This is a genomic window from Pedococcus cremeus (genome assembly GCF_900111375.1).
GTDB lineage: Bacteria > Actinomycetota > Actinomycetes > Actinomycetales > Dermatophilaceae > Pedococcus_A > Pedococcus_A cremeus.
Window position 1 is genome coordinate 112,948 of the sequence record NZ_FOHB01000009.1, and the last position, 23,636, is coordinate 136,583.

Consider the following 23,636-nt stretch of genomic DNA (forward strand, 5'->3'; position numbering starts at 1 on the left):
ACGGTCGGCGTCGGTGGCCTCGACGCGGTCGTCGTCCTGGGCCTGGGTCACGTCGGTGGCTGCTGCATCAGTCACAGGGCAAGGCTACCTTCGAGGCGACCCTCGACTTCTCGCGCCACCTTTTGCTCCACCCAGAACGAGAGGAACGGCACACAGCCGGCGAGCATGACCAGCACCATCTTCCCCAGGCCCCAGCCGACCTTGAAGCCGAGGTTGGCCGTCGCCACGAGGTAGACCATGTAGATGAAGCCGTGGGGCTGGGGCCACCAGTCGAGCGCGTGGTTGTCGAAGCCGTAGCGCAGGACCATCTCGGTGACGAGCACCAGCAGGCCGATGCCGACGGTGAAGGCCATCACCTTGAAGAACGTCAGCGCCTTGTGGGCGGCCTGAGGGTCGCGGATCTCGTTCACGTGCTGCTCTTCTCCTTCTGGGGGTCCTTCTCGGGGTCCTTCTCCGGGTCCTTCCCGGGATCCTTCTCCGGGCTCCTGCCCGGGTCAGTCTTCGGGCCGGTCTCCCCTGCCGCCTCGCGGCGGTCGTTCTCCGCGTCGTCGCGGACCATCCTGACCCACATGTAGGCCGCGAACGCGGCGAAGAGCCACCACTGCAGCGCGTATGCCGCGTTGCGCCACGACAGCCCCGTCTCACCGGGCGCGGGCGGCGGCACCCGCTCGACCGGGGCGGGATCCAGCTTCGCGTCCCCGGCCGCGCGCTCCTCGAGGGCGAAGGCGAACGCGTTGAACAGGTCGCCGTGCCACCGGTTGACCAGCACGGACAGGTCGATCGAGCCGAGCACGGGGTCGGCAGCGGTCCCGCCACCGCTCGGCACGGAGGGTGTGTCGGCCGGTGACTCCCCCGGCGCCAGCGAGCCCACGACGGTGAACCGCCCGGCCGGAGGCGGCGGCACGGCGGCGGCTTCGGTCGTGAAGCCCCGCACCACGGGCAGCGTGCCTCCGCTGTCGAGCACGAACGGCGCCACGACCCAGTAGCCGGTGCGGCCGTCGAGCCGGCGGGGCGCGACGAGCACCTGCCCGTCCGCGGCATACGAGCCGGTGGCCCGCACCCGGCGCCCGGACCCGTCGTCCGGGAACGCCTGGTGCGGACGCACCACGGTGGTCAGGTCGGCGACCGGTCGGCCGGCCGAGTGGGCGACGGCCTCGGCCCTGCCCTTGGACCTCGCGACGTCGAGCTGCCAGAGCCCCAGCCAGGTGAACGAGACGAGGATGACGACGAGCAGTGCGAACAGGCCGAGCCAGCGCGGCTTCAAGGCGGTTCGCAACACCTCCACAGGCTACGCGAGCAGGGAAAACCAGTGTCGCCCCGCCCTCACCGCCTCCTACCGTGGGCAGCCTGATGCGCTCGCCACTGACCTCTGACCCCGGCAGCCCCGACACGCGGGGGCCGTTGCGGTTCCTCCTGTGGCTGGCGCGGCAGCAGCTCGCCATCCAGCTGCTGGTGCTGGTGGCGGGCACGGTCTGGATGGTGGCGCTCGCCCTCATGCCGGCGGCCGTCGGCCGCGGCATCGACCAGGGCATCGTGCCGGGCGACTGGGCGGCCCTGGCCCGGTGGGCGCTGGCCATCCTGGCCCTCGGCGCGCTCGCGGCGGCGGCCGGCGCGACCCGCCACTACCTCGCGGTGCAGAACTGGCTGAGCGCCTCCTACCGCACCGCGCAGCTGACCGCGCGTGGCGTCGAGCGCTCCGGTCCCGCCCTCACGCGCACCATCCCGGCCGGTGAGGTCATCGCCGTGTTCGCGAGCGACGTCATGCGCATCGGTGGCCTCTTCGACGCGGCCGGCCGCTTCACCGGCGCGCTCGTCAGCTACGTCGTCGTCGGCTCGATCCTGCTCGCAGCCTCGCCGCCGCTCGGCTGGCTGGTGCTGGTCGGCGGACCGGTGCTGCTCTCCCTCCTGACGTTCGTCGTGCGCCCGCTGCAGCGGCGTCAGGCCGACCAGCGCGAGCAGACCGGGCGGCTGACCACACTCGGCGCCGACACCGTGGGCGGCCTGCGGGTGCTGCGTGGCATCGGCGGCGAGCAGACCTTCCTGCGCCGCTACGAGGCCCAGTCGCAGCACGTGCGCCGCGTCGGTGTGCGGGTGGCCGGCGTGCAGGCGTCCCTGGACTCCGCCCAGGTGCTCCTGCCCGGCATCTTCGTCGTGCTGGTCACCTGGATCGGCGCCCGGTTCGCGCTCGACGGCCGGATCACCGCGGGCCAGCTCGTGGCCTTCTACGGGTATGCCGCGTTCCTCACCATGCCGCTGCGCACCGTCACCGAGTTCACCGACCGCTTCATCCGGGCGCACATCGCCGCCCGCAAGGTGCTGCGCATCCTGGCGGTCGAGCCCGACCAGCAGCCCGGCACCCGGGGCGCCGCGCCGCTGCCGGACCCGGCGGAGGACCTGGTCGACCCCCTCTCCGGTGTGAGGGTGCGGGCCGGTGCGCTGACCGCGCTGGTGTCGGCCCGACCGGAGGAGACGGCGGTGATCGCCGACCGGCTGGGCCGTCACGGCTCCGGCCGCCACGAGACGACCTGGGGCGGCACCCGGCTGCACGACCTCTCGCTGGCCGAGGTGCGCGAGCGCGTCGTCGTCAGCGAGGCCGACCCACGGCTGTTCACCGGCCGGCTTCGCGACGAGCTGCTCGCCGGCCGGGTGGCGCACTCCGACCAGCAGGTGCACGCGGCGCTCGAGGTCGCCAGCGCCATGGACGTGCTCGAGGCGGTGCCCGACGGCCTCGACGGCCACGTCGAGGAGCGCGGCCGCTCCTACTCCGGTGGGCAGCGCCAGCGCCTGGCGCTCGCCCGCGCCCTGCTGGCCGACCCCGAGGTGCTCGTGCTCGTCGAGCCGACCAGCGCGGTGGACGCCCACACCGAGGCCCGCATCGCGACACGCCTCGCGGATGCGCGGCGGAGCCGCACCACGGTGGTCACGACCGCCAGCCCGCTGGTGCTCGGCGAGGCCGACCACGTCGTGCTCGTCGAGGACGGGGTGGCGACCGCCACCGGCACGCACCACGAGCTGCTCGCCGGCCACGCGGCATACCGCTCGATCGTGATCCGCGGGGAGGAGGACTGACATGGGCATGGTGACCGACCACGCGCGGCGGACCCTGCCGATCGCCGACACGGCCGGCGTCGTGCGGCACACCCGTGGGCTGGTGCGCCAGCACCGCCGCTACCTGTCCGTCGTGGTGGGGCTGCACGCCCTCGCGGCGCTGGCCGCCCTCGCCGGTCCGTGGCTGGTGGGGCGCCTCGTCGACACGGTCAGCGGCAAGGGGACACTGGCCGAGGTGGACCGCCTCGCCCTGCTGCTGGCCGCAGCGGTGGTGCTGCAGACCGGGCTGACCTGGGCGGCCCGGCGCGCCTCGCTGGTGCTCGGCGAGACCGTCTTCGCCGAGCTGCGCGAGCAGTTCATCGGCCGCGCCGTGAACCTGCCGCTGTCGACCGTCGAGCGCGCCGGGACCGGCGACCTCGTGGCCCGCACGACCAACGACGTCGAGGCCCTCTCGCACGTCGTGCGCTTCGGCATCCCGGCGATCTTCGTCGCCTCGGTCACCATCGTCATGACGGTCGTGGCGGCCCTGTTCACCTCGCCGCTGGCCACCCTGCCGATGCTCCTCGGCCTGCCGTTCTACTGGTCCTCCACCCGGCGCTACCTGAGGTTCGCCGGTAAGGGCTACCTGTGGGAGCGGGCCACCTACGCCAGCCTCAACGGCGTGGTCTCCGAGACCGTCGACGGCGCCCGCACCATCGACGCGCTCTCGCTCGGACCGGCCCGGCGGCGCCGGTTCGACGAGGCGCTCGGTGACTGCTTCGAGGCCGAGCGGTACACCCTGGGCCTGCGGCTGCGGTGGTTCCCGTTCGTCGAGCTCGGCTACTTCGTGCCTGTAGCCGGCTCGGTGCTGTGGGGCGGCTTCCTCGCCATGAACGGCCACGTCACCGCCGGTGCCGCCACGGCCGTCACGCTCTTCATCCACCAGATGGTCGGGCCGCTCGACGACGTGCTCATGTGGCTCGACGAGATCCAGGTGGGCGCGACGTCGCTGGCCCGGGTGATCGGCGTCGCCGAGGTGCCCGCCGACCGGGTGGCCACCGGCGAGCGTCCCGACGGCAACCGGCTCGACGTCGACGGCGTGCACTACGCCTACCGCGGCGGCCGCGACGTGCTGCGCGGCGTCAGCCTCGACCTCCGGCCTGGCGAGCGGCTGGCCATCGTGGGCCCCTCGGGCGCGGGCAAGTCGACCCTCGGCCGCCTGATGGCCGGCATCGACGGGCCGCGCGAGGGCGTCGTGGCCGTCGGCGGGGTGCCGCTGGTCGACCTCGAGCTCGCCGACCTGCGCCGCCAGGTCGCCCTCGTCACCCAGGAGCACCACGTGTTCGTGGGCACCCTCGCCGACAACCTCCTCCTGGCCCGGCCCGGCGCCGACCGAACCACGCTGCTGGAGGCGCTGGCGGCGGTCGACGCCGACCGGTGGGCCCTGGCGCTGCCCGACGGGCTCGACACCGTGGTCGGCAGCGGCGGCCACCGCCTCAGCGAGGCCCAGGCCCAGCAGGTGGCCCTCGCCCGCCTCGTGCTGGCCGACCCGCACACCCTGGTGCTCGACGAGGCGACGTCGCTGCTCGACCCGCGCGCCGCGCGCCACCTCGAGCGCTCGCTGGCGGCCGTCGTCGAGGGCCGCACCGTCGTCGCGATCGCCCACCGGCTGCACACGGCGCACGACGCCGACCGGGTCGCCGTCGTGGAGGACGGGCTCGTCAGCGAGGTCGGCACCCACGACGAGCTGCTCGCCGCCGAGGGCCCGTATGCCGCCCTCTGGCACTCCTGGCGGGACGAACGTTCCGAGGCCGCGGCCCAGGACGCGAAATAGTTTCCTGACGGCCCGTAACCCCCTGCCGCAGCGGTCGTTGTGCCGGGTGGTGCGGCTGGAGGCTCTATCCCCGGCTCGTCTCCAGCCGCACCCACCACCGGCCCCCTCGGGAGGTCCTCCCGGTGGCTGCCGGCGCTGCAGGGGGATGCCGGCAGCCGCCTACCTCCCCGCGATCCCAACGTCGCAGGAAGCGCCAACTGCGCTGTGCCACAGCGGAACTCACCTCTTGAAATCTCCGTTCACCGGGACAGAATGGAAGTGTCCCGTTCGGGGGAACGGGCTCTCGACACAGGAGGTGGTTTGTCCATGGCTGTCGTCTTCGATCCCTTCCGTGAGATGGACCGGCTCACCGCCCAGATGTGGGGCGGCCAGACCGCGACCCGCGCGCCGCGCTGGATGCCGATGGACCTCTATCGCGCCGGGGACCACTACGTCGTCAACATCGACCTGCCGGGCGTCGACCCCGGCTCGATCGACGTGGACGTCGACGGCAACACGTTGACCATCCGCGCCGAGCGGACGCTGCGGGGCGAGGAGGAGGCGGAGTGGATCGCCCAGGAGCGTCCGTCGGGCAGCTACATGCGCCAGCTCAGCCTCGGTGAAGGGCTGGACCTCGACCAGATCCACGCCCACTACGAGAACGGCGTGCTCTCGATGACGATCCCGGTCTCGGAGCAGGCAAAGCCGCGCAAGATCGAGGTGCAGAGCCGCGGCGGCCAGCAGCAGATCCAGGGAACCGTGACCGGCTGAGCCTCAGGCCTGCGCGCTCTCGTGGGTGAACCGGGGCACGGCCGGCCGCTGCGCGAGCACGGGCTCCAGCCGCTGGTAGGCCTCCCCCTGCGCCGGGCGCGGGTCGGGCTCGCCGCGGTTGGGCCACAGCGACATGGCCCGCTCCGCCTGCGCGGTGATGGTCAGTGACGGGTTGACGCCGAGGTTGGCCGAGACCGCCGAGCCGTCGACCACGTGCAGGCCGGGGTAGCCCCACACGCGGTGGTAGGGGTCGACGACGCCGTGCTCCGGGTCGGCCCCGATCACCGCGCCACCGAGGAAGTGGGCGGTCATGGGCACGTCGACGACCTCGCCGAGCGAGCTGCCGGGGAAGGCGCGGAGCCCGGTCGCCTGCGAGAGCCGCTTGGCCAGCGCGACGACCGAGCGGTGCCCGGCCGGGATCCAGGTGGGGTTGGGCTCCCCGTGCCCCTGCCGCGAGGTCAGGGTGCGCCCGCCGAGCAGGCCCCGCCGGCCCGAGACGGTCAGGGAGTTGTCGCGGGTCTGCATGACGAGCCCGATGACGGTGCGCTCGCTCCAGCGGTACAGCGACAGCGAGCGGAGGAAGACGACCGGGTGCCGCACGGCCTCGACGAGGAACTTCACCGGCCGCGGCACGGTGCCCCCGCCGTCGACGAGGATGGTCGCGAGCGCGCCCATCGCGTTGGAACCCTTGCCGTAGCGCACGTTCTCGACGTGCGTGTCCGGGGCGGGGTGGAACGACGAGGTGATGGCGACGCCCTTGGTCAGGTCGACGTCGCGCGGCGCCTTCTCGAGCATGGCCCCGCCCAGCGCCTCGGAGTTGGTGCGGGTCAGGTGCCCCAGCCGGCCCGACAGGCCCGGCAGCGACCCGGTGTCCTTGAGGGTGTGCAGCAGCCGCTGGGTGCCCCAGGCGCCGGCCGCGAACACGACCTGCCCCGCGGTGACGCCGCGGCGGTCCTTGCGCAGCCAGGCGCCGGTCGCCTCCGTGGTGACCCGGTATGCCGTGCCGCCCGGCTCCGGGCGCACGTCGACCACCGTGCGCAGCGGCTCCACCGTCGCGCCCAGGCGCTCGGCGAGCGCCAGGTAGTTCTTCACCAGGGTGTTCTTGGCGCCGACCCGGCAGCCCACCATGCAGTTGCCGCACTCCGTGCACCCGGTGCGCTCCGGGCCCGCTCCGCCGAAGTACGGGTCGGGGACCCGGACACCCGGCATACCGAAGAAGACGCCGACCGGCGTCTTGCGGAAGGTGTCGCCCACGCCGAGGTCCTCGGCGGTCTCGCGCATGATCCGCTCGACGGGTCCGTCACACGGGTTGGTGACGACACCGAGCATGCTCGAGGCCACCCGGTAGTGCGGCGACAGCTCGGACTGCCAGTCGGTGATGTCGCGCCACTGCGGGTCCTGGAAGAACGGCGTCGGCGGCACGTAGAGGGTGTTGGCGTAGTTGAGCGAGCCGCCGCCGACTCCCGCGCCGGCCAGCACCACGACGTCGGGGAGCCGGTGGATGCGCTGGACGCCGAAGCACTTCAGCCTCGGTGCCCAGAAGTAGCGGCGCACGTCCCACGAGGTCTTGGCGAAGTCGTCGTCGGCGAACCGCCGGCCCGACTCGATGACGTGGACCCGGTAGCCCTTCTCGGCCAGCCGCAGGGCGCTGACCGAGCCGCCGAAGCCGGAGCCGACAACGACGACGTCGTAGTGAGGGGTGCGCGAGGTGGTCACGGCCGCCCCACCGCCTTCAGCGCACGCAGGGCCACGGTCATGCCCCTGACCCAGGTCTGCTCCGACATGCCGGCGAAGGGCGCCAGCGGCACCAGCCGCTGGGCCGCCACGGTCTGCGACTCGGTGTACTTCATGATCCCCTCGGAGCCGTGCCGCCGGGAGACCCCGGAGGCCTTCATGCCGCCCATGGGGGCCGCCACGCTCCCCCAGGCCGCGCCGTAGGGCTCGTTGATGTTGACGGTGCCGGCGTTGATGCGCGCCGCGATCCGCCGGCCGCGGCGCACGTCGCGGGTGAAGACCGAGGCGTTGAGGCCGTAGTCGCTGTCGTTGGCCATCCGGACCGCCTCGTCGTCCGACGAGACCGGGTAGATCGTCACGACCGGCCCGAAGGTCTCCTCGTCGCGGCACGCCATGGCGGCCGTGACCCCGGTGAGGATGGTCGGCTCGTAGACGAACGGCCCGACGTCGGGCCGGGCCCGCCCGCCGGCGAGCACCGTTGCCCCCTTGTCGCGGGCGTCCTCGACGTGGGCCTTGACCCGCTCGAGCTGGGCGGCCGAGACCAGCGAGCCCATGTCGGCGCCGAAGTCGAGGTCGACCCCGAGGCGCATGGCCTTGGTGGCCGCGACGAACCGCTCGGTGAACTCCTCCACCACCGACTCGTGCACGAGGATGCGCTCCTTGGAGATGCACAGCTGGCCCGCCGAGGAGAAGCAGCCCCGCACCGCGCCCCTGACGGCCCGGCCGAGGTCGGCGTCGTCGGCGACGTACATGCTGTTCTTGCCCCCCAGCTCGAGGCTGATGCCCACCAGGCGCGACCCCGCGGAGGCGGCCACGGTGCGGCCCACGGCGGTGGAGCCGGTGAAGCAGACGTAGTCGGTGCGGTCGACCACCGCCTGGCCCACGGTCGGTCCGTCGCCGAGCACGACCTGCAGCAGGGCCTCGGGCAGCCCGGCCTCCACCAGCAGGGCGACCCCCTGGAGCGCGGTCAGCGACGCCTGGAGGTCCGGGCGCAGCACGACGGCATTGCCCGCGGCGAGCGCCGGGAGGGCGTCGGAGACGGCCAGGGTGAGCGGGTAGTTCCACGGCGAGACGATGCCGACCACGCCCTTGGGGTGGTGCAGCTCCGTGGTCTGGGTCAGCAGCGGGAAGAGGCCGGCCCGGCGACGCGGCCGCAGGTGGCCGGCGGCCGTGCGGGCGTAGTAGCGGGCCACCAGGGCGACGTCGGCGACCTCCTCGAAGGCCTGCAGGCGGGTCTTGCCCGACTCGAGCTGCACGAGGTCGAGCAGCTGCTCCTGCCGGTCGAGCACGAGGTCGTGGTAGCGCAGCAGGATGCGCTGGCGGTGGCTCATCGGCGTGCGGGCCCAGGCCCGCTGGGCGGAGCGCGCCGCCTCCACGGCGGTCTGCACGTCGTCCGGCGTCGACAGCGGCAGCGAGGCGAGCGGCGCCCCGGTCAGCGGCGAGCGGGTCAGCCGGTGCTCCGCCCGTGGGGAGCAGACCACGCGGCCGGTGAGCCGGCGCGCGAGGGCCGGGTCCACGGCATACGTCGCGGTGGGGTCGGTTTCCGGGTCAGCCAGCATGTCCGGGGCCATGACGGAAGCGTAGGTCCGCCCCCACCTTCTTTACCAGCAGTAAGTTACCGGTGAGACACCTGACACAGGAGCACTACTGCTCCAGGGACGCCACGTGGTCGGGCACCTCGTGCTGAAGCGAACGGTCGGGGCGCACGTACCCGCGCGAGGGTGGCCGCTGGGGCAGGTCGAGCATCGGTGCCTCGACGTCCGCGTAGGGCACCTGCGATAGCAGGTGGGCGATCATGTTGATCCGCGAGCGCCGCTTGTCGTCGCTCTCGACGACGTTCCAGCGCGCCTCCGGGATGTCGGTGTGCACGAACATGTCGTCCTTGGCGCGCGAGTAGTCCTCCCAGCGCGTGATCGACTCCAGGTCGGTGGTCGAGAGCTTCCACCGGCGCATCGGGTCGGTCAGCCGCGACTCGAAGCGCCGCTGCTGCTCGACGTCGCTGACCGAGAACCAGTACTTGTGCAGCCGGATGCCATCCTCGACCAGCATCCGCTCGAAGATCGGGCACTGGCGCAGGAACCGCTGGTGCTCCTCGGGGGTGCAGTAGCCCAGCACCCGCTCGACGCCGGCGCGGTTGTACCAGCTTCGGTCGAACAGCACGATCTCGCCGGCTGCCGGCAGGTGCTCGACATAGCGCTGGAAGTACCACTGGGTGCGCTCGCGCTCGGTGGGCACGGGGAGCGCCACGATGCGGGCCACGCGGGGGTTGAGGTACTGCGTCACGCGCTTGATGGTCGAGCCCTTGCCCGCCGCGTCCCGGCCCTCGAAGACGACCACGAGCCGCTCGCCCTCGCCGCGGACCCACTCCTGCATCTTCACCAGCTCGGCCTGCAACCGGAACAGCTCGGCCTCGTAGACCGACTTCCGCAGCCGCTCCCCTTTGGCCATGGCGTCATCGTGCCACGGCGCACCCGCGTATGCCGTGGGGTCGGCCCAGCTGCGCCGGCCGCCTCAGCTGCGGTGGTGGCCTCAGCTGCGGAGGTCGCCTCAGCTGCGCTGGTAGGGCGCGACGACGACCTCGACGCGCTGGAACTCCTTGAGGTCGGAGTAGCCGGTGGTCGCCATGGCGCGCTTGAGGGCGCCGACGATGTTGGTCGTGCCGTCGGCGAGACGGCCCGGGCCGAACAGGATCTCCTCCAGCGGTGCGATGCCGCCGACACCGACGCGCTCGCCCCGCGGCAGCTGCGGGTGGTGGGCCTCCGGGCCCCAGTGGTAGCCGCGGCCGGGGGCGTCGGTGGCCCGGGCCAGGGCGGCGCCGAGCATCACGGCGTCGGCGCCGCAGGCCACGGCCTTGACGATGTCGCCGCTGCTGCCCACGCCGCCGTCGGCGATCACGTGCACGTAGCGGCCGCCGGACTCGTCGAGGTAGTCGCGGCGGGCGGCCGCCACGTCGGCGATCGCGGAGGCCATCGGGGCGTGGATGCCGAGCGTGCGCCGCGTGGTGTGCGCCGCTCCCCCGCCGAAGCCGACCAGCACGCCGGCCGCCCCGGTGCGCATCAGGTGCAGGGCCGCGGTGTAGGAGGCGGCGCCACCGACGACCACCGGGACGTCGAGCTCGTAGATGAAGCGCTTGAGGTTCAGCGGCTCGGCCCGGCCGGACACGTGCTCGGCGGAGACCGTGGTGCCGCGGATGACGAACAGGTCGACGCCGGCGTCCACGACCGTCTTCCACAGCTGCTGGGTGCGCTGCGGGCTCAGCGCGCCGGCCACGGTGACGCCGGCCTCGCGCACCTGGCGCAGGCGCTCGGTGATGAGCTCGGGCTGGATGTCGGCGGAGTAGATCTCCTGCATCCGCGACGTCGCGAGGTCGGGGTCGAGGCCGGAGATCTCCTCGAGCAGCGCGGTCGGGTCCTCGTAGCGCGTCCACAGGCCCTCGAGGTCGAGCACAGGCAGGCCGCCGAGCTGGCCGAGCGCGATGGCGGTGGCGGGCGACATGACCGAGTCCATCGGCGCGGCGATGACGGGGATGTCGAAGTGGTAGGCGTCGATCTGCCAGGCGACCGAGACCTCCTCGGGGTCGCGGGTGCGGCGCGAGGGCACCACCGCGATGTCGTCGAAGGAGTAGGCCCGACGGCCCCGCTTGCCACGGCCGATCTCGATCTCAGTCACCGCCCGATCGTATCGGTCGACTGAGCACGCGCCGCACCGGCGGCGAGGCGGGCGGGCACGAAGCCATGCGGCATACCCAGTGCAAGCGCCCACGCGGCACACCCAAACTGACGTCCCGCCGCCGGGTGAGGGGGCGGCCAGCGGCGGGACGCCAGTGTGGTCGCCGGGCGGCACGATGACCGCTGCGGCGAGGCTGGGTGCCGGGGCCTCCCTCCCCCGGGTGACGCCCCCGGTGAGGGGCACGGCACCACGCTAGATCAGGAGGTCGCCCACGCCATCCGACAGAACGCGTAACCGTGGGGGTCGGCCCGTCCAGCGGGCCGACCTGCACCCTACGGACCTGGGGTCAGCGTCCGGAGTAGTTCGGTGCCTCGACGACCATCTGGATGTCGTGGGGGTGGCTCTCCTTGAGGCCGGCCGGGGTGATCCGCACGAAGCGGCCCTTGGCCTGCAGGTCGGGGATGGTCGGGGCACCGACGTAGAACATCGACTGGTGCAGGCCGCCGATGAGCTGGCGGGCCACCGCGGAGACCTGGCCCTTGTAGGCCACCCGGCCCTCGATGCCCTCCGGCACGAGCTGGTCGTCGCTGGTGACGTCGGCCTGGAAGTAGCGGTCCTTGGAGTACGACTTCTTGCCGCGGGAGGACATCGCGCCGAGCGAGCCCATGCCGCGGTAGGACTTGTACTGCTTCCCGTTGACCAGCACGAGGTCGCCCGGGCTCTCCTCGCAGCCGGCGAGGAGCGAGCCGATCATCACGGTGTCGGCGCCGGCGACGAGGGCCTTGGCGATGTCACCGGAGTACTGGAGGCCGCCGTCGCCGATCACCGGCACACCAGCGGGCTTGCAGGCCTGCGCGGCCTCGTAGATGGCCGTGACCTGCGGGACACCCACGCCGGCCACGACGCGGGTGGTGCAGATGGAGCCGGGCCCGACGCCGACCTTCACGGCGTCGACGCCGGCGTCGACGAGTGCCTGGGCGCCCTCGCGGGTGGCGACGTTGCCGCCGACGACCTGGACGTGGGAGGTGGCGCTGTCGGCCTTGAGGCGCTTGACCATCTCGAGCAGCAGGCTGGCGTGGCCGTGGGCGGTGTCGACGACGAGCACGTCGACACCGGCCTCGATGAGGGTGGTGGCCCGCTTCCAGGAGTCGCCGAAGAAGCCGACGGCCGCGCCGACGAGGAGCCGGCCCTGGGGGTCCTTGCTGGCGTTGGGGAACTGCTCGGAGCGGACGAAGTCCTTGACGGTGATGAGCCCGGCGAGGCGGCCGCCCTCGTCGACCAGTGGCAGGCGCTCCCGCTTGTGCTGGCGCAGCAGGCGGGTGGCGGTCTCGCGGTCGATGTCGGCCGGCCCGGTGATGAGCGGCATCGGCGTCATGACGTCGCGCACGGGGGTGTCGGCCCACTCCGAGACCGGCACGAACCGCAGGTCGCGGTTGGTGATGATGCCGAGGAGCAGCTGGTCGTGGTCGACCACCGGGAGGCCGGAGACGCGGTACTCGCCGCACACCTGGTCGAGCTGCTCGAGGGTGGCGTCGGGACCGATGGTGACCGGGTTCGGGATGCGGCCGGTCTGGGTGCGCTTGACGAGGTCGACCTGGTAGGCCTGGTCCTCGATCGAGAGGTTGCGGTGCAGCACGCCCAGCCCACCCTGCCGGGCCATCGCGATCGCCATGCGGGCCTCGGTGACCGTGTCCATGGCGGCGGACACGAGCGGGACCCGCAGGCTGATCTCGCGGGTCAGGCGCGAGGTGGTGTCGACCTCGCTGGGGATCACGTCGCTCAGACCCGGGAGGAGGAGGACGTCGTCGTAGGTCAGGCCGATCTCGGCGAACGGAGCCGGGACAGAGGACGATCCGTTGCTCATTGGCCAATCCTAAGGCAGCCCGGGAGGGCCTCTGTGACGAGCCTCGAGGGGCGGGACGGCACCCGTGGGAAAGCCGTGCCAAATGTGTTCAGACTTGAAGAAGTTTTGACCATCCTCAGGCTGTTTGTGCAGGTCAGCGGGGGGTACGTTCGCTGGTATGCGGCACCGTGCCGCAGGAAGAGGTGGGGATCGAAATGGCTGAGCTGTCGAGACTGCCCGGACCCGTCGCCGACCTCTGGGACTGGCAGCTGGAGGGGTCCTGCCGCCAGGTGAACCCGGACGTCTTCTTCCATCCCGAGGGTGAGCGGGGCTCGGCTCGCCGCTCGCGGGACGCCGCGGCCAAAGAGGTCTGCCTGGCCTGCCCGGTGCTCGTCCAGTGCCGCGAGCACGCCCTGCGCGTCCGCGAGCCCTACGGCGTGTGGGGCGCCATGACCGAGGACGAGCGGGAGGCCTGGTACGCCGGCCACCGCCCCGTCTCCGCGGCCAGCTGACCAGCAGCCGGACCTAGACTGGCGGGGTGAACAGCCCCGCCGAGGTCCCCATTCGTGACGAGTCCATCCGGCTCGGCCAGCTGCTGAAGCTGGCGGGCCTGGTGGAGGACGGTGCGATGGCCCGTGCCGTCATCGAGGCCGGCGAGGTCACCGTCGACGGCGAGGTCTGGTCGCGTCGCGGCCAGCAGGTGCGCCCGGGCATGACCGTGTCGTATGCCGGGGAGTCCGTCCTCGTGGTCAGCGGCGCCTGAGCGGCAAACCGGCTCCCACACGCGCGAAGGGGCGCCTCCCACGGGAGGCGCCCCTTCGGTGTGCCGTGTCCGGCTCGGTGGCGTGTGCCGTCCGGCTCAGTGGCCGTGACCGTGGCCATGTGAGGACCCGGCGCCGGCGTCCTCGTCTTCCTTCTTCTCCACGACGAGGGTGTCGGTGGTCAGGACCATCGACGCGATCGACGCGGCGTTGCGCAGGGCGGAGCGGGTGACCTTCACCGGGTCGATGACGCCGGCCTTGACCAGGTCGACGTACTGGCCGGTGGCGGCGTTGAGGCCGTTGCCCGGCTCGAGGTCGGCGACCTTGGAGACGGCGACGTAGCCCTCCATGCCGGCGTTCTCGGCGATCCAGCGCAGCGGCTCGGCCGCGGCCTTCTTGACGATGAGCGCGCCGGTCGCCTCGTCGCCCTCGAGGCCGAGGGAGTCGATGACGGTGGAGGCGTGGACGAGGGCGGAGCCGCCACCGGCGACGATGCCCTCCTCGATGGCCGCGCGGGTCGCCGAGATGGCGTCCTCGATGCGGTGCTTCTTCTCCTTGAGCTCGACCTCGGTGTGGGCGCCGACCTTGATGACGCAGACGCCGCCGGCCAGCTTGGCCAGGCGCTCCTGCAGCTTCTCGCGGTCCCAGTCGGAGTCGGTGCGCTCGATCTCGGCCTTGATCTGGCCCACCCGGCCCTCGACCTCGTCGGGCTTGCCGGCGCCGTCGATGATCGTGGTGGTGTCCTTGGTGACGACGACGCGGCGGGCCTGGCCCAGCACGTCGAGGTCGGCCTGGTCGAGCTTGAGCCCGACCTCCTCGGAGATGACCTGGCCGCCGGTCAGCACGGCCATGTCCTGCAGCATCGCCTTGCGGCGGTCGCCGAAGCCGGGGGCCTTGACCGCGACGACGTTGAAGGTGCCGCGGATCTTGTTGACCACCAGGGTCGAGAGGGCCTCGCCGTCGATGTCCTCGGCGATGACCAGGAGCGGCTTGCCCGCCTTGACGACCTTCTCGAGCACCGGGAGCACCTCGGCGATGGCCGAGATCTTGCCCTGGTTGATGAGGACGTAGGCGTCCTCGATCACGGCCTCCATGCGCTCGGGGTCCGAGACGAAGTACGGGGAGATGTAGCCCTTGTCGAACTGCATGCCCTCGGTGAACTCGAGCTCGGTCGTCGCGGTGGACGACTCCTCGACCGTGATGACGCCGTCCTTGCCGACCTTGTCGAACGCGTCGGCGATGGTGGAGCCGATGGTCTCGTCCTGGGCGGACAGCGAGGCGACCTGGGCGATCTCGTCCTTGCCCTCGATCTCGCGGGCGTTCTCGAGCAGCCGGTCGGAGACGGCCTGGACGGCCTGGTCGATGCCGCGCTTGAGGCCGGCCGGGGCGGCGCCTGCGGCGACGTTGCGCAGGCCCTCCTTGACCATGGCCTGGGCGAGCACCGTCGCGGTGGTGGTGCCGTCACCGGCGACGTCGTTGGTCTTGGTCGCGACCTCCTTGGCGAGCTGGGCGCCGAGGTTCTCGTAGGAGTCCTCGAGCTCGACCTCGCGGGCGATGGTCACGCCATCGTTGGTGATCGTGGGAGCGCCCCACTTCTTGTCGATGACCACGTTGCGGCCCTTGGGGCCCAGGGTCACCTTGACGGCGTTCGCGAGCGCGTCGACGCCGCGCTCGAGTGACTTGCGAGCGTCGTCGTTGAACTCCAGCGTCTTAGCCATGAAAGTCCTTCACGTCCTTGAGGGTTGTCATCGGTGTGCCGCCGAGCGGCACACGGGGAAAATGCGCACGCCCCGGCACGGGCCCGGAGCGGGCACGCACCGGGGCGTGGGCTGAAGCTGTGGTCTCAGCCGATGATGGCGAGCACGTCGCGGGCCGAGAGGATCAGGTACTCCTCGCCGCCGTGCTTGACCTCGGTGCCGCCGTACTTGCTGTAGAGCACACGGTCGCCGACCTTGACGTCGAGCGGGATGCGCTCGTCGCCGTCCTCGTTCCAGCGACCGGGACCGACCGCGAGGACCTCGCCCTCCTGGGGCTTCTCCTTCGCGGTGTCCGGGATGACAAGACCGGACGCGGTCGTCTGCTCAGCCTCGACGGACTTGACGACGATGCGGTCTTCGAGCGGCTTGATGGAAACCGACACGATGTTGACCTCCCCTTTGGGAATGTCGAAGTGGACAGTTGGGCTACTGCTTGGTGCCGTCGTGGCCCGTCGCCGTCGCGGGGGTCGATGAGCCTCGACTGCGGCCGCAGTCGATGGTCTGACTGCGTTAGCACTCGGCGTACCGGAGTGCCAACGGCAAATCTAGGACCGCGGTTAGCACTCGGTCAACTCGAGTGCCAAAGGTTCGCCCACGGCTGAGCACGCCTGCTCGATGGGCCACAATGCCCGCCATGGACCTCGCCCTGCTGCGCCGCCTGACGACCGGCGAGGGGTGGGGGCTCCTCCAGGCGCTGCCGCCCTACGAGCCGGGATCCGAGCTGAGCCTCCAGCAGCGGCTGCGCGACGCCGGGTTCGAGCCCGACCTCGTGGCCGCCGCCATCAACCAGACCCGCCTGCGCGCCAAGGCCGTCGCCAAGTTCGGCCCCTTCGCCCAGGGCATGGTGCTCACCAGCGACGGCCTCGAGCAGGCGACCCGCCTCGAGGTGGCGGCCCGGCACGCCGAGCGCTTCCGGTCATCCGGGATCCACACCGTCTACGACCTCGGCTGCGGCATCGGCGCCGACGCCATGGCGATGGCCGGACTGGACCTGCGGGTGCGGGCCATCGACGCCGACGAGGTCACCGCCGCGATCGCCGCCGTCAACCTGCGGCACTGGCCGGAGTGCAGCGCCACCCAGGGCCTGGCCGAGGAGTTCACCCCGCCCGCCGGTGAGGGGGCCCGCGGGGTGGGCGCCTGGCTGGACCCGGCCCGCCGCACCCCCGGCGTCGCCGACGTGAGCGGCCGCACCCGCCGCGTGTTCAGCCTCGACGCCATCTCCCCGTCGTGGGAGCGGGTGCAGGAGGTGGCCAGGGCCCTCCCTGCCACGGGCGCCAAGCTCAGCCCTGCCTTCCCGCACGCCGCCCTGCCTGCAGGCGCGGAGGCCCAGTGGACCTCCTGGGACGGCGAGGTGCTGGAGTGCGTCGTCTGGTGGGGTCCGCTGGTTCGCGACGCCGGCCGCACCGCCGCCGTGCTGGGCCGCGGCGGCACGCCGGCCCTCGTGACGCAGGCGCAGGCCGACCCCGAGCCGCCGGCACTGGGCAGCCTCGCCGACCTCGGCCCCTGGCTCTACGAGCCCGACCGCGCCGTCATCCGTGCCGGCCTCGTCGGGGCGCTCACCGCCGCGACCGGCGGCGCCGAGCTCGACCCGGGCGTCGGCTACGTCAGTGCCGGCACCGCGCACGACGTCCCCTTTGCCCGCCGGTATGCCGTGCAGGAGGCGATGCCCTTCAACGTCAAGGCCCTGCGCGCCTGGCTCCGGGACCACGGCGTCGACCGGCTCACCGTGAAGAAGCGCGGAGTCACGGTCGACGCCGACCAGCTGCGCCGCCAGCTGCGGCTGCCCCCGCGGGGCCGCACCGAGGCCGTGGTGGTCATCACCCGGGTGCGCGGCCAGCAGGTCGTGGTCGTCGTCCAGCCCCGCTGACCCCTCTCCTTCCCGGCGCCACGCCGTTACCGGAATGTGACGAAGCGCTGCCCATCCCCTACGGTGGTCGCGCGCAGCACCCGATCCGACAGCACGACCCGACAGCACGGACCACGCCGCACCGCCCGACAGCACCGCAGAACGTCCCGAGGACCCCCGCCGTGACCGACGCACCCCAGACCAGGGCCGGCCGCCATCGCCAGCCGCGCCCCGCCCCGCTCTCCCGACGCCTCCGCCTGCAGACCGTCGTGAGCCCCGGCCGGACCCTGCTGAAGTCGCTGGCCCTGGGCACCACCGCCAGCGGCGTCGTCACCGCACTGGTGCTTCCCTCCGCCGCCGGCTTCGCCTCCGCGCCCACCTCGTCCGAGACGCCGGCCGTCGCCGTTTCCGCCCCGGCCGCCGAGGGACCCCACGGCCACGAGCACTTCGGCCTCATCGGGTTCAGCGCCACGGCCAAGCCGGCTCCCAAGCCCACGCCGAAGCCGGCCCCCAAGCCGGACCCGGCGCCGCATCGCGAGCAGCAGAAGGCGTCGCGGTCGGCGAACTACTCCCGCGCCGGCATCGGCCTGAGCGGCATGTCCGACAACGCGGTGGCGGTCATCAACGAGGTCAAGCGCTCGTTCCCGCAGCTCACCGACATCGGCGGCTACCGCGCGGGCGACCCGGGCGACCACGGCACCGGCCACGCGGTCGACGTCATGTGCGGCACCTCCGACGGCGACGCGCTCGCGGCACACCTGCAGGGCATGGCCGGCACGCTGAACATCAAGTACATCATCTGGAAGCAGCGCATCTGGTACCCCGGCGGTGGGGGCTGGGAGCCGATGGAGGACCGCGGCAGCGCCACGGCCAACCACTACGACCACGTCCACATCTCGGTGAACTAGGGGGCCTCCCGGCTAGAGCCGCGGGTCCTGCTGCGCCCCCTGGCGCCGGACCGCCTCGGCTCCCGCCCGGCTCGCGGCGCGCACTGCCTCGGACCGGCCTGCTCCGGAGGCCAGCGCCGCCACCAGCGCGCCGCAGAAGGCGTCGCCTGCTCCGGTGGTGTCGACGACCTCCTCCAGCGCCACCTCCTCGCCGTCGAAGCGCTCGCCGTCCCACGAGCAGCCCTCACCCCCGAAGGTCACCAGCACCGAGGTCGGAACGATGCCCGAGTCGGCCAGCGCGAGCGCCTCGTGCTCGTTGACCACGAGCGGGTCGGCGAGCGCCGCGACGTCGTGCGGCAGGGCGGCATACGGCGCGGCGTTGATGACCACGCGCACGCCGCGCGCGGAGGCGCGCCGGGCGGCGGCGGCCACCACGGGCAGCGGCACCTCGAGCTGGGCCAGCAGGACGTCGCCCTCGGCCAGGGAGTCCAGCGCCGCCAGGTCCTCGGTCTCCACGTGGGCGTTGGCGCCCGGGACCACGACGATGGTGTTCTCGCTGTCGGCGTCGACGGCGATCCACGCCTGGCCGGTCGGCACATCGGGCACGAGCCGCACCGCCGAGGTGTCGACCCCGCGGGTGCGGAGCCGCTCGAGGTAGCGGCGGCCGTCGGCGTCGTCGCCGACGCACCCGACCATGGCCACGCTCGCCCCGGCCGCCGCGGCGGCGAGCGCCTGGTTCGCACCCTTGCCGCCGGCGTACCGGGCGAGCGGCCCGGTGGCGAGGACGGTCTCCCCCGGCCGGGGGTGGCGCTCCACGTCGGTGACGAGGTCGACGTTCAGCGAGCCGAGCACGACGACGCGTCCCATCAGCGCTCCTCCCCCGTGGTGCTGGGCGTCAGCGCACCGGTCAGGGTGTCGACCCAGAGCCGGGCGTACCGCTCGGCGTCGACGTCGAGGCAGACGTCCACCAGCGACGGTGCGGCGCCGTGCGGGTCGTGTGCCAGGTCGCCGGACCAGTCGCGCCGGTCGACGATCGTGCGGCCACGCGACCACGTGCCGGCCAGCTCGACCCGCACCGGCAGCCGCTCGGTGCGCACCCCGGAGGGGTCGATGACGGCGCAGACCGCGCCGGCGTCGCCGATCGTCGCCGCGGTGCTGTCGAAGCGCTCGCACTGGAACCCGACGAGCCGGCCGCCGAGCTCGGCTGGGCCGCGGCCGCCGCGTTCCACCATCGCCCGGGCCTCGTCGCGGGTCACGCGCGGGTCGTAGAAGACGTCGAGCCCGTACATCGTGACGTTGACGCCGAGCTCGCCGGCGGCGTCGAGCACCACGGCGGCCGCCTCCGGGTCGTGGAAGACGTTGAACTCCGCCGAGGCCGTCGCGTTGCCCACGTGGGCGGCACCGCCCATGAAGACCACCTCGCGCAGGCCGGCAGCCGCCTCGGGCCAGGTGCGCAGCAGCAGCGCCACGTTGGTGAGCGGCGCGAGCGGGACGAGGGTGACGAGGTCGTCGGGGTCACCGCTCGCCGCGGCCTCGAGCAGCACGTCGCGCAGCAGCTCGACCGCGTGGCGCGGGTCCGGCGCGGCCTGCGACTTCGCCCAGTCGAGGTCGCCCATGCCGTCGGCGCCGTGCACGTGGGCCGCGTTGACCGGGTGCTCGAGCAGCGGGCGGGCGGCGCCGCGCGCGACCGGCACGTCGAGCCGGCCGGCGGCCTCGAGCACGGTGAGGGTGTTGGTGACGACCGCGTCGACGGGCGCGTTGCCGCCGACACAGGTCACCGCCCGCAGGTCCAGTGCCGGGTGCCGGGCGGCGAGGAGGAGGGCGCAGGCGTCGTCCACTCCGGTGTCGACGTCGAGGACCACGGGTCGGGTGCTGGCTGCCACGCCCGGGAGCCTACGGGTTCGGCCCGGGCCGACGAGCGGGATAGGTTCGACCAGATGCCCGCGACGACCAGCCCTGCGACCAGCGCCCGCACCCCTCGGTTCCAGCCGTCCCGGGCGCTGGCGGCGTCGTCGCTCGCCGTCGTGCTCCTCGCCGCAGCCTGCACCGGCGGAGGAGGACAACCGGGGGCAACCAGCGAGAGCACACCGAGCAGCACCGCCACCACGTCGACGTCACCGGCTGCCTCGTCCTCCACCAGCACGCCGACGCGCTCCGCGAGCCCCACCAGCTCGACGACCACGACCAGCGCGAAACCGAGCCCCACGCACACCGCCTCCTGCGCCGAGCGGCTGGCCGCCTCGCTCACCCCCTCGCAGCGGGTCGGGCAGCTGCTCATGGTCGGGCTGCAACCCTCCGGCAGCTCCCGCACGCTCGCCCAGCAGGTGGCCCGCGACCACCTCGGCGGCGTGATCTACCTCGGCGGCTGGCAGGGGTCGGGCACCGTGCGGCAGGCCTCGCAGCGCCTCCAGGCCGCGACGGAGGCGGGCAGGGACAGGGCCGCGACCGGCGGCATCGGCCTCCTCGTCGCCGCCGACCAGGAGGGTGGCCAGGTCCAGCAGCTCAAGGGCGCCGGCTTCTCGGCCATCCCCTCCGCGCGCACCCAGGCGACCTTGGGCACCACGGCCCTGACGCAGGACGTGCGCACCTGGTCGCGCGAGCTCACCCGCGCAGGCGTCAACGTCAACCTCGCCCCGGTCGCCGACACCGTGCCGACCTCCCTCGGCGCGGCCAACGCCCCGATCGGCCGCTACCGCCGCGACTTCGTGCCCGGCGACCCGCAGGCCAACGGCCGGTATGCCGCGGCGTTCGTCCGCGGCTCCCTCGCCGCAGGCGTCGCGCCCACCGTCAAGCACTTCCCCGGCCTCGGCCGGGTCACCGGCAACACCGACGTCACCGCCTCGGGCACGACCGACTCGACCACCTCGGCGACCGACCCCTACCTCGAGCCGTTCCGCGACGGCATACGGGCGGGGGCGCCCCTGGTGATGGTGTCGTCGGCGAGGTACCCGCGGATCGACCCGGAGAACCGCGCCATGTTCTCGAAGGCGGTCGTCACCGACCTGCTGCGCGGCCGCCTCGGGTTCGACGGCGTGGTCATCACCGACGACGTCGGCGCCGCGAAGGCGGTGGCGGCGGTGCCGGTGGGCGAGCGCGCCACCCGGTTCATCGCCGCCGGCGGCGACATCGTGCTGACCGCCGACGCCGGCCAGGCCCCCACGATGCGGGCAGCCATCCAGGCGCGGGTGAAGGCCAGCCCGGCCTTCGCCCGGCAGGTGAACGCTTCGGTCGAGCGCGTGCTGGCGCTCAAGGTGCGCCTCGGCCTCGCCTCCTGCGGCGGCTGACGCCCAAGCCTGGACGGCGGCTCCGGACGCCCGTCAGGCTCAGGCCTGGACGGCGGTCACCGGCATCGAGGAGTCCGCCGGCAGCGACAGCTCCGACGGCGCGCGGCCCTTGAGCACCATCTGCGCCCCGAGCGCGGCCACCATCGCACCGTTGTCGGTGCACAGGCCCGGGCGCGGCACCCGCAGGCTGATCCCCGCCGCGTCGCAGCGTTCCTGGGCCATCGCCCGCAGCCGCGAGTTCGCGGCCACCCCGCCACCGATCTGCAGGTGCTCCACACCGTTCTCCCGGCAGGCGAGCACCGCCTTGCGGGTCAGCACGTCGACCACCGCCTCCTGGAAGCTGGCCGCGACGTCGCCCACCGGCACCGGCTCACCGGAGCGCTCGCGGGCCTCCACCCAGCGCGCCACCGCCGTCTTCAGGCCGGAGAACGAGAAGTCGAAGCGGTGCCGCTCCATGTCACGCCCGGAGGTGAGCCCCCGCGGGAAGTCGATGGCGACCGAGTCGCCCTCACGGGCGGCACGGTCGATGTGCGGGCCCCCGGGGAACGGCAGGCCGAGCACCCGGGCCACCTTGTCGAAGGCCTCGCCGGCCGCGTCGTCGATGGAGGAGCCCAGCGACTGCACGTCGTGGGTGACGTCGGGCACCAGCAGCAGCGAGGAGTGCCCGCCGGAGACGAGCAGGGCCAGGGTCGGCTCGGGCAGCGGGCCGTGCTCGACGATGTCGACGGCCACGTGGGAGGCCAGGTGGTTCACGCCGTAGAGCGGGACCCCGAGGGCGACGGCCAGCGACTTGGCAGCCGCGACCCCCACCATCAGGGCGCCGGCCAGCCCGGGGCCGGAGGTCACCGAGATGGCGTCGAGGTCGGCGAGGCGCACCCCGGCCTGGGTGCAGGCGCGCTCGAGGGTCGGCACCATCGCCTCGAGGTGGGCCCGGCTGGCCACCTCGGGCACGACGCCGCCGAAGCGGGCGTGCTCGTCGACGCTGCTGGCGATGGCGTCGACGAGGAGCTCCTCGCCGCGCACGATCCCGACTCCGGTCTCGTCGCACGAGGTCTCGATGCCCAGCACGAGGGGCAGGTCCGCACTCACGCGAGGTCCTCCTTCAGGGTCAGCCGCAGGATGTGGGCGTCCACGTCACCCGGCTGGTAGTAGCGGCGGCGGGTCGTCAGGTGCTCGAAACCGGCTCGCTCGTAGAGGCGTCGCGCCGGCACGTTGTCGTCCCGGACCTCCAGCATGAGGTACTCCGCGCCACGGCGGCGCGCCCGGTCGACCAGCTCCTGCAGCAGCGTCCGGCCGAGCCCGCGACCCTGGGCGCGAGGGGCGACGGCGATCGTCATGACGTCGGCGACCTCGCTGCCCACGTCGAGGCCGGCGTACGCCGCGATGCCGTCGGGGTCCTCCTCGACGACGTAGTCGCGGCGCGGGCGCCCGGCGAGCTCGGCCCACCAGGTCGGCTCGGTCCACGCGTCGTGCGGGAACAGCTCGCGTTCCAGGGCGGCGAGCTCGTCGATGTCGGTCCAGCGCAGCTCGCGCAGCACCACCTCAGGCCCTCCCGTGCGGCGCCGCCTGGGTCACCGGCTTGCGCGGGTGCGAGGGCGCGGCGTCCGGACGCCGCAGGTAGAGCGGCTCGACCGGCAGGGCGGCGCCCTCGCCGAGAGCCTGCAGCGCGACGGCCGCCAGGTGCGCGGCGCTGACGTCGAGCGGCCCGGCCTGCGGGCCGAGGAGCTCGGGGTAGAGCACGGCGCCGCGGCCCACGACCGGCGCGCCGTCCAGCTGCTCGGCCACGGTCGCCGGGTAGTCGACGGCGGGGTCGGTGAGCCGGCGGGCGCGCGGGGCGCCGTCGGCGGCCTCGGCGGCATACCGGGCCCAGTAGACCTCCTTGCGGCGCGCGTCGGTGGCGACCACGAACTCGCCCTGCACGGCACCGGTGGCGACCGCCTCGTGGGCGAGGGCGTCGAGGCTGCAGACGCCGTGCACCGGTATGCCGCGGGCGTGCCCGAAGACGGTGGCGGTCACCATGCCGACCCGCAGGCCGGTGAAGGGGCCGGGCCCGACCCCCACCGCCACCGCGGTCACGTCGGCAGCGCTGTGGCCGGCGTCGTCGAGGACGGCGGTGATGCTGGGGGCGACGTGCTCGGTGTGGTGCCGGGCGTCGATGGTGGAGCGCTCGGCGAGCACGCGCCGGCCGTCGTGCAGGGCGACGGCGATGGCGGACGTCGAGGTGTCGATGGCGAGGAGGAGCAC

22 protein-coding genes are annotated in these 23,636 nt (G+C 73.2%); 8 read left to right on the top strand and 14 right to left on the bottom strand.

From position 1 onward, the window contains the following. Positions 1 to 71: 71 nt before the first annotated feature. Together BMW78_RS16940 and BMW78_RS16945 are read right to left on the bottom strand one after the other, a co-directional pair. Positions 72 to 410, bottom strand: coding sequence for a DUF3817 domain-containing protein (locus tag BMW78_RS16940; RefSeq protein ID WP_281247097.1), 339 nt, complete (start codon positions 408 to 410; stop codon positions 72 to 74). Continuing rightward, positions 407 to 1,279, bottom strand: coding sequence for an SURF1 family protein (locus tag BMW78_RS16945; protein WP_091762290.1), 873 nt, complete (start codon positions 1,277 to 1,279; stop codon positions 407 to 409). The genes BMW78_RS16940 and BMW78_RS16945 overlap by 4 nt, the downstream gene beginning before the upstream one ends. Positions 1,280 to 1,350: 71 nt before the next feature. Between BMW78_RS16945 and BMW78_RS16950 the strand changes: the two genes are divergently transcribed. The 3 genes from BMW78_RS16950 (at position 1,351) to BMW78_RS16960 (ending at position 5,611) form a co-directional block, all read left to right on the top strand. Beyond that, positions 1,351 to 3,069: an ABC transporter transmembrane domain-containing protein gene (locus BMW78_RS16950; RefSeq protein ID WP_091762292.1), complete on the top strand. Its 1,719-nt coding sequence runs from the start codon at positions 1,351 to 1,353 to the stop codon at positions 3,067 to 3,069. Between the two features lies 1 nt (position 3,070). After that, positions 3,071 to 4,861: an ABC transporter ATP-binding protein gene (locus tag BMW78_RS16955; protein WP_091762154.1), complete on the top strand. Its 1,791-nt coding sequence runs from the start codon at positions 3,071 to 3,073 to the stop codon at positions 4,859 to 4,861. Positions 4,862 to 5,167: 306 nt separating this feature from the next. Then, complete coding sequence (locus tag BMW78_RS16960; protein WP_091762156.1) at positions 5,168 to 5,611, top strand: Hsp20/alpha crystallin family protein; 444 nt, start codon at positions 5,168 to 5,170, stop codon at positions 5,609 to 5,611. Between the two features lie 3 nt (positions 5,612 to 5,614). Here the strand turns inward: BMW78_RS16960 and BMW78_RS16965 are convergent, their stop codons facing one another. From BMW78_RS16965 to guaB, 5 genes are all read right to left on the bottom strand, one after another. Continuing rightward, entirely contained in the window at positions 5,615 to 7,327 is a 1,713-nt protein-coding gene (locus BMW78_RS16965) for a GMC oxidoreductase (protein WP_091762158.1), read from the bottom strand. Then, positions 7,324 to 8,916 (bottom strand): succinic semialdehyde dehydrogenase, encoded by a 1,593-nt coding sequence (locus tag BMW78_RS16970; RefSeq protein ID WP_091762160.1) that lies wholly within the window; start codon positions 8,914 to 8,916, stop codon positions 7,324 to 7,326. Before BMW78_RS16970 ends, BMW78_RS16965 begins: the two co-directional genes overlap by 4 nt. Positions 8,917 to 8,989: 73 nt before the next feature. Continuing rightward, positions 8,990 to 9,793, bottom strand: coding sequence for a polyphosphate kinase 2 (ppk2, locus tag BMW78_RS16975; protein WP_091762162.1), 804 nt, complete (start codon positions 9,791 to 9,793; stop codon positions 8,990 to 8,992). A gap of 99 nt (positions 9,794 to 9,892) precedes the next feature. Further along, positions 9,893 to 11,014 (bottom strand): GuaB3 family IMP dehydrogenase-related protein, encoded by a 1,122-nt coding sequence (locus BMW78_RS16980; protein WP_091762164.1) that lies wholly within the window; start codon positions 11,012 to 11,014, stop codon positions 9,893 to 9,895. A gap of 346 nt (positions 11,015 to 11,360) precedes the next feature. After that, positions 11,361 to 12,878: an IMP dehydrogenase gene (gene guaB, locus BMW78_RS16985; RefSeq protein WP_091762166.1), complete on the bottom strand. Its 1,518-nt coding sequence runs from the start codon at positions 12,876 to 12,878 to the stop codon at positions 11,361 to 11,363. 194 nt (positions 12,879 to 13,072) lie between these two features. On the opposite strand from guaB, the gene BMW78_RS16990 reads away from it, so the two are divergent. Together BMW78_RS16990 and BMW78_RS16995 are read left to right on the top strand one after the other, a co-directional pair. Next, positions 13,073 to 13,369, top strand: coding sequence for a WhiB family transcriptional regulator (locus tag BMW78_RS16990; RefSeq protein ID WP_091762168.1), 297 nt, complete (start codon positions 13,073 to 13,075; stop codon positions 13,367 to 13,369). 26 nt (positions 13,370 to 13,395) lie between these two features. Further along, on the top strand, positions 13,396 to 13,620 hold the full coding sequence (locus BMW78_RS16995) for an RNA-binding S4 domain-containing protein (protein WP_091762170.1): 225 nt from the start codon (positions 13,396 to 13,398) through the stop codon (positions 13,618 to 13,620). Between the two features lie 96 nt (positions 13,621 to 13,716). Here BMW78_RS16995 and groL read toward each other — a convergent pair whose 3' ends face one another. After that, positions 13,717 to 15,336 carry a chaperonin GroEL gene (gene groL / locus BMW78_RS17000; RefSeq protein ID WP_091762171.1) on the bottom strand — a complete coding sequence of 540 codons (1,620 nt, stop codon included), beginning with the start codon at positions 15,334 to 15,336 and terminating at the stop codon, positions 13,717 to 13,719. Between the two features lie 125 nt (positions 15,337 to 15,461). Next, positions 15,462 to 15,758: a co-chaperone GroES gene (groES, locus tag BMW78_RS17005; RefSeq protein WP_091762173.1), complete on the bottom strand. Its 297-nt coding sequence runs from the start codon at positions 15,756 to 15,758 to the stop codon at positions 15,462 to 15,464. A 251-nt stretch (positions 15,759 to 16,009) separates the two neighbouring features. Between groES and BMW78_RS17010 the strand changes: the two genes are divergently transcribed. Together BMW78_RS17010 and BMW78_RS21245 are read left to right on the top strand one after the other, a co-directional pair. Beyond that, the gene (locus BMW78_RS17010; protein WP_091762175.1) at positions 16,010 to 17,242 is read left to right on the top strand and encodes a class I SAM-dependent methyltransferase; all 1,233 of its coding nucleotides are present in this window, start codon (positions 16,010 to 16,012) and stop codon (positions 17,240 to 17,242) included. Positions 17,243 to 17,403: 161 nt separating this feature from the next. Beyond that, complete coding sequence (locus BMW78_RS21245) at positions 17,404 to 18,129, top strand: VldE C-terminal domain-containing protein (protein ID WP_091762177.1); 726 nt, start codon at positions 17,404 to 17,406, stop codon at positions 18,127 to 18,129. Positions 18,130 to 18,141: 12 nt separating this feature from the next. Here the strand turns inward: BMW78_RS21245 and BMW78_RS17020 are convergent, their stop codons facing one another. Both BMW78_RS17020 and BMW78_RS17025 read right to left on the bottom strand, forming a co-directional pair. Then, positions 18,142 to 18,975, bottom strand: coding sequence for a ribokinase (locus BMW78_RS17020; RefSeq protein ID WP_091762179.1), 834 nt, complete (start codon positions 18,973 to 18,975; stop codon positions 18,142 to 18,144). Next, positions 18,975 to 19,991, bottom strand: a complete 1,017-nt coding sequence (locus BMW78_RS17025; protein ID WP_245735931.1) for a nucleoside hydrolase — start codon at positions 19,989 to 19,991, stop codon at positions 18,975 to 18,977. The genes BMW78_RS17020 and BMW78_RS17025 overlap by 1 nt, the downstream gene beginning before the upstream one ends. Before the next feature lie 54 nt (positions 19,992 to 20,045). Here BMW78_RS17025 and BMW78_RS17030 point away from each other — a divergent pair, with 54 nt between their 5' ends. Beyond that, a complete protein-coding gene (locus tag BMW78_RS17030) occupies positions 20,046 to 21,392 on the top strand; it encodes a glycoside hydrolase family 3 N-terminal domain-containing protein (protein ID WP_091762181.1) in 1,347 nt (448 codons plus the stop codon). A 39-nt stretch (positions 21,393 to 21,431) separates the two neighbouring features. On the opposite strand, the gene tsaD is transcribed toward BMW78_RS17030, so the two are convergent. From tsaD to tsaB, 3 genes are read right to left on the bottom strand one after another with little or no spacing between them, the layout of a single operon-like run. Then, complete coding sequence (tsaD, locus tag BMW78_RS17035) at positions 21,432 to 22,481, bottom strand: tRNA (adenosine(37)-N6)-threonylcarbamoyltransferase complex transferase subunit TsaD (RefSeq protein WP_091762183.1); 1,050 nt, start codon at positions 22,479 to 22,481, stop codon at positions 21,432 to 21,434. Beyond that, positions 22,478 to 22,933 (bottom strand): ribosomal protein S18-alanine N-acetyltransferase, encoded by a 456-nt coding sequence (rimI, locus tag BMW78_RS17040; RefSeq protein ID WP_245735932.1) that lies wholly within the window; start codon positions 22,931 to 22,933, stop codon positions 22,478 to 22,480. Before rimI ends, tsaD begins: the two co-directional genes overlap by 4 nt. 1 nt (position 22,934) lies before the next feature. Continuing rightward, on the bottom strand, positions 22,935 to 23,636 hold the full coding sequence (gene tsaB / locus BMW78_RS17045) for a tRNA (adenosine(37)-N6)-threonylcarbamoyltransferase complex dimerization subunit type 1 TsaB (protein WP_091762185.1): 702 nt from the start codon (positions 23,634 to 23,636) through the stop codon (positions 22,935 to 22,937).

Excerpts from the sequence above, each read along its gene's own strand:
- BMW78_RS16950 (WP_091762292.1), top strand. The coding sequence starts at position 1,351 with ATGCGCTCGCCACTGACCTCTGACCCCGGCAGCCCCGACACGCGGGGG.
- BMW78_RS16955 (WP_091762154.1), top strand. The coding sequence starts at position 3,071 with ATGGGCATGGTGACCGACCACGCGCGGCGGACCCTGCCGATCGCCGAC.
- BMW78_RS16960 (WP_091762156.1), top strand. The coding sequence starts at position 5,168 with ATGGCTGTCGTCTTCGATCCCTTCCGTGAGATGGACCGGCTCACCGCC.
- BMW78_RS16970 (WP_091762160.1), bottom strand. The coding sequence starts at position 8,916 with ATGGCCCCGGACATGCTGGCTGACCCGGAAACCGACCCCACCGCGACG.
- ppk2 (WP_091762162.1), bottom strand. The coding sequence starts at position 9,793 with ATGGCCAAAGGGGAGCGGCTGCGGAAGTCGGTCTACGAGGCCGAGCTG.
- guaB (WP_091762166.1), bottom strand. The coding sequence starts at position 12,878 with ATGAGCAACGGATCGTCCTCTGTCCCGGCTCCGTTCGCCGAGATCGGC.
- BMW78_RS16990 (WP_091762168.1), top strand. The coding sequence starts at position 13,073 with ATGGCTGAGCTGTCGAGACTGCCCGGACCCGTCGCCGACCTCTGGGAC.
- groL (WP_091762171.1), bottom strand. The coding sequence starts at position 15,336 with ATGGCTAAGACGCTGGAGTTCAACGACGACGCTCGCAAGTCACTCGAG.
- BMW78_RS17010 (WP_091762175.1), top strand. The coding sequence starts at position 16,010 with ATGGACCTCGCCCTGCTGCGCCGCCTGACGACCGGCGAGGGGTGGGGG.
- BMW78_RS17020 (WP_091762179.1), bottom strand. The coding sequence starts at position 18,975 with ATGGGACGCGTCGTCGTGCTCGGCTCGCTGAACGTCGACCTCGTCACC.
- BMW78_RS17030 (WP_091762181.1), top strand. The coding sequence starts at position 20,046 with ATGCCCGCGACGACCAGCCCTGCGACCAGCGCCCGCACCCCTCGGTTC.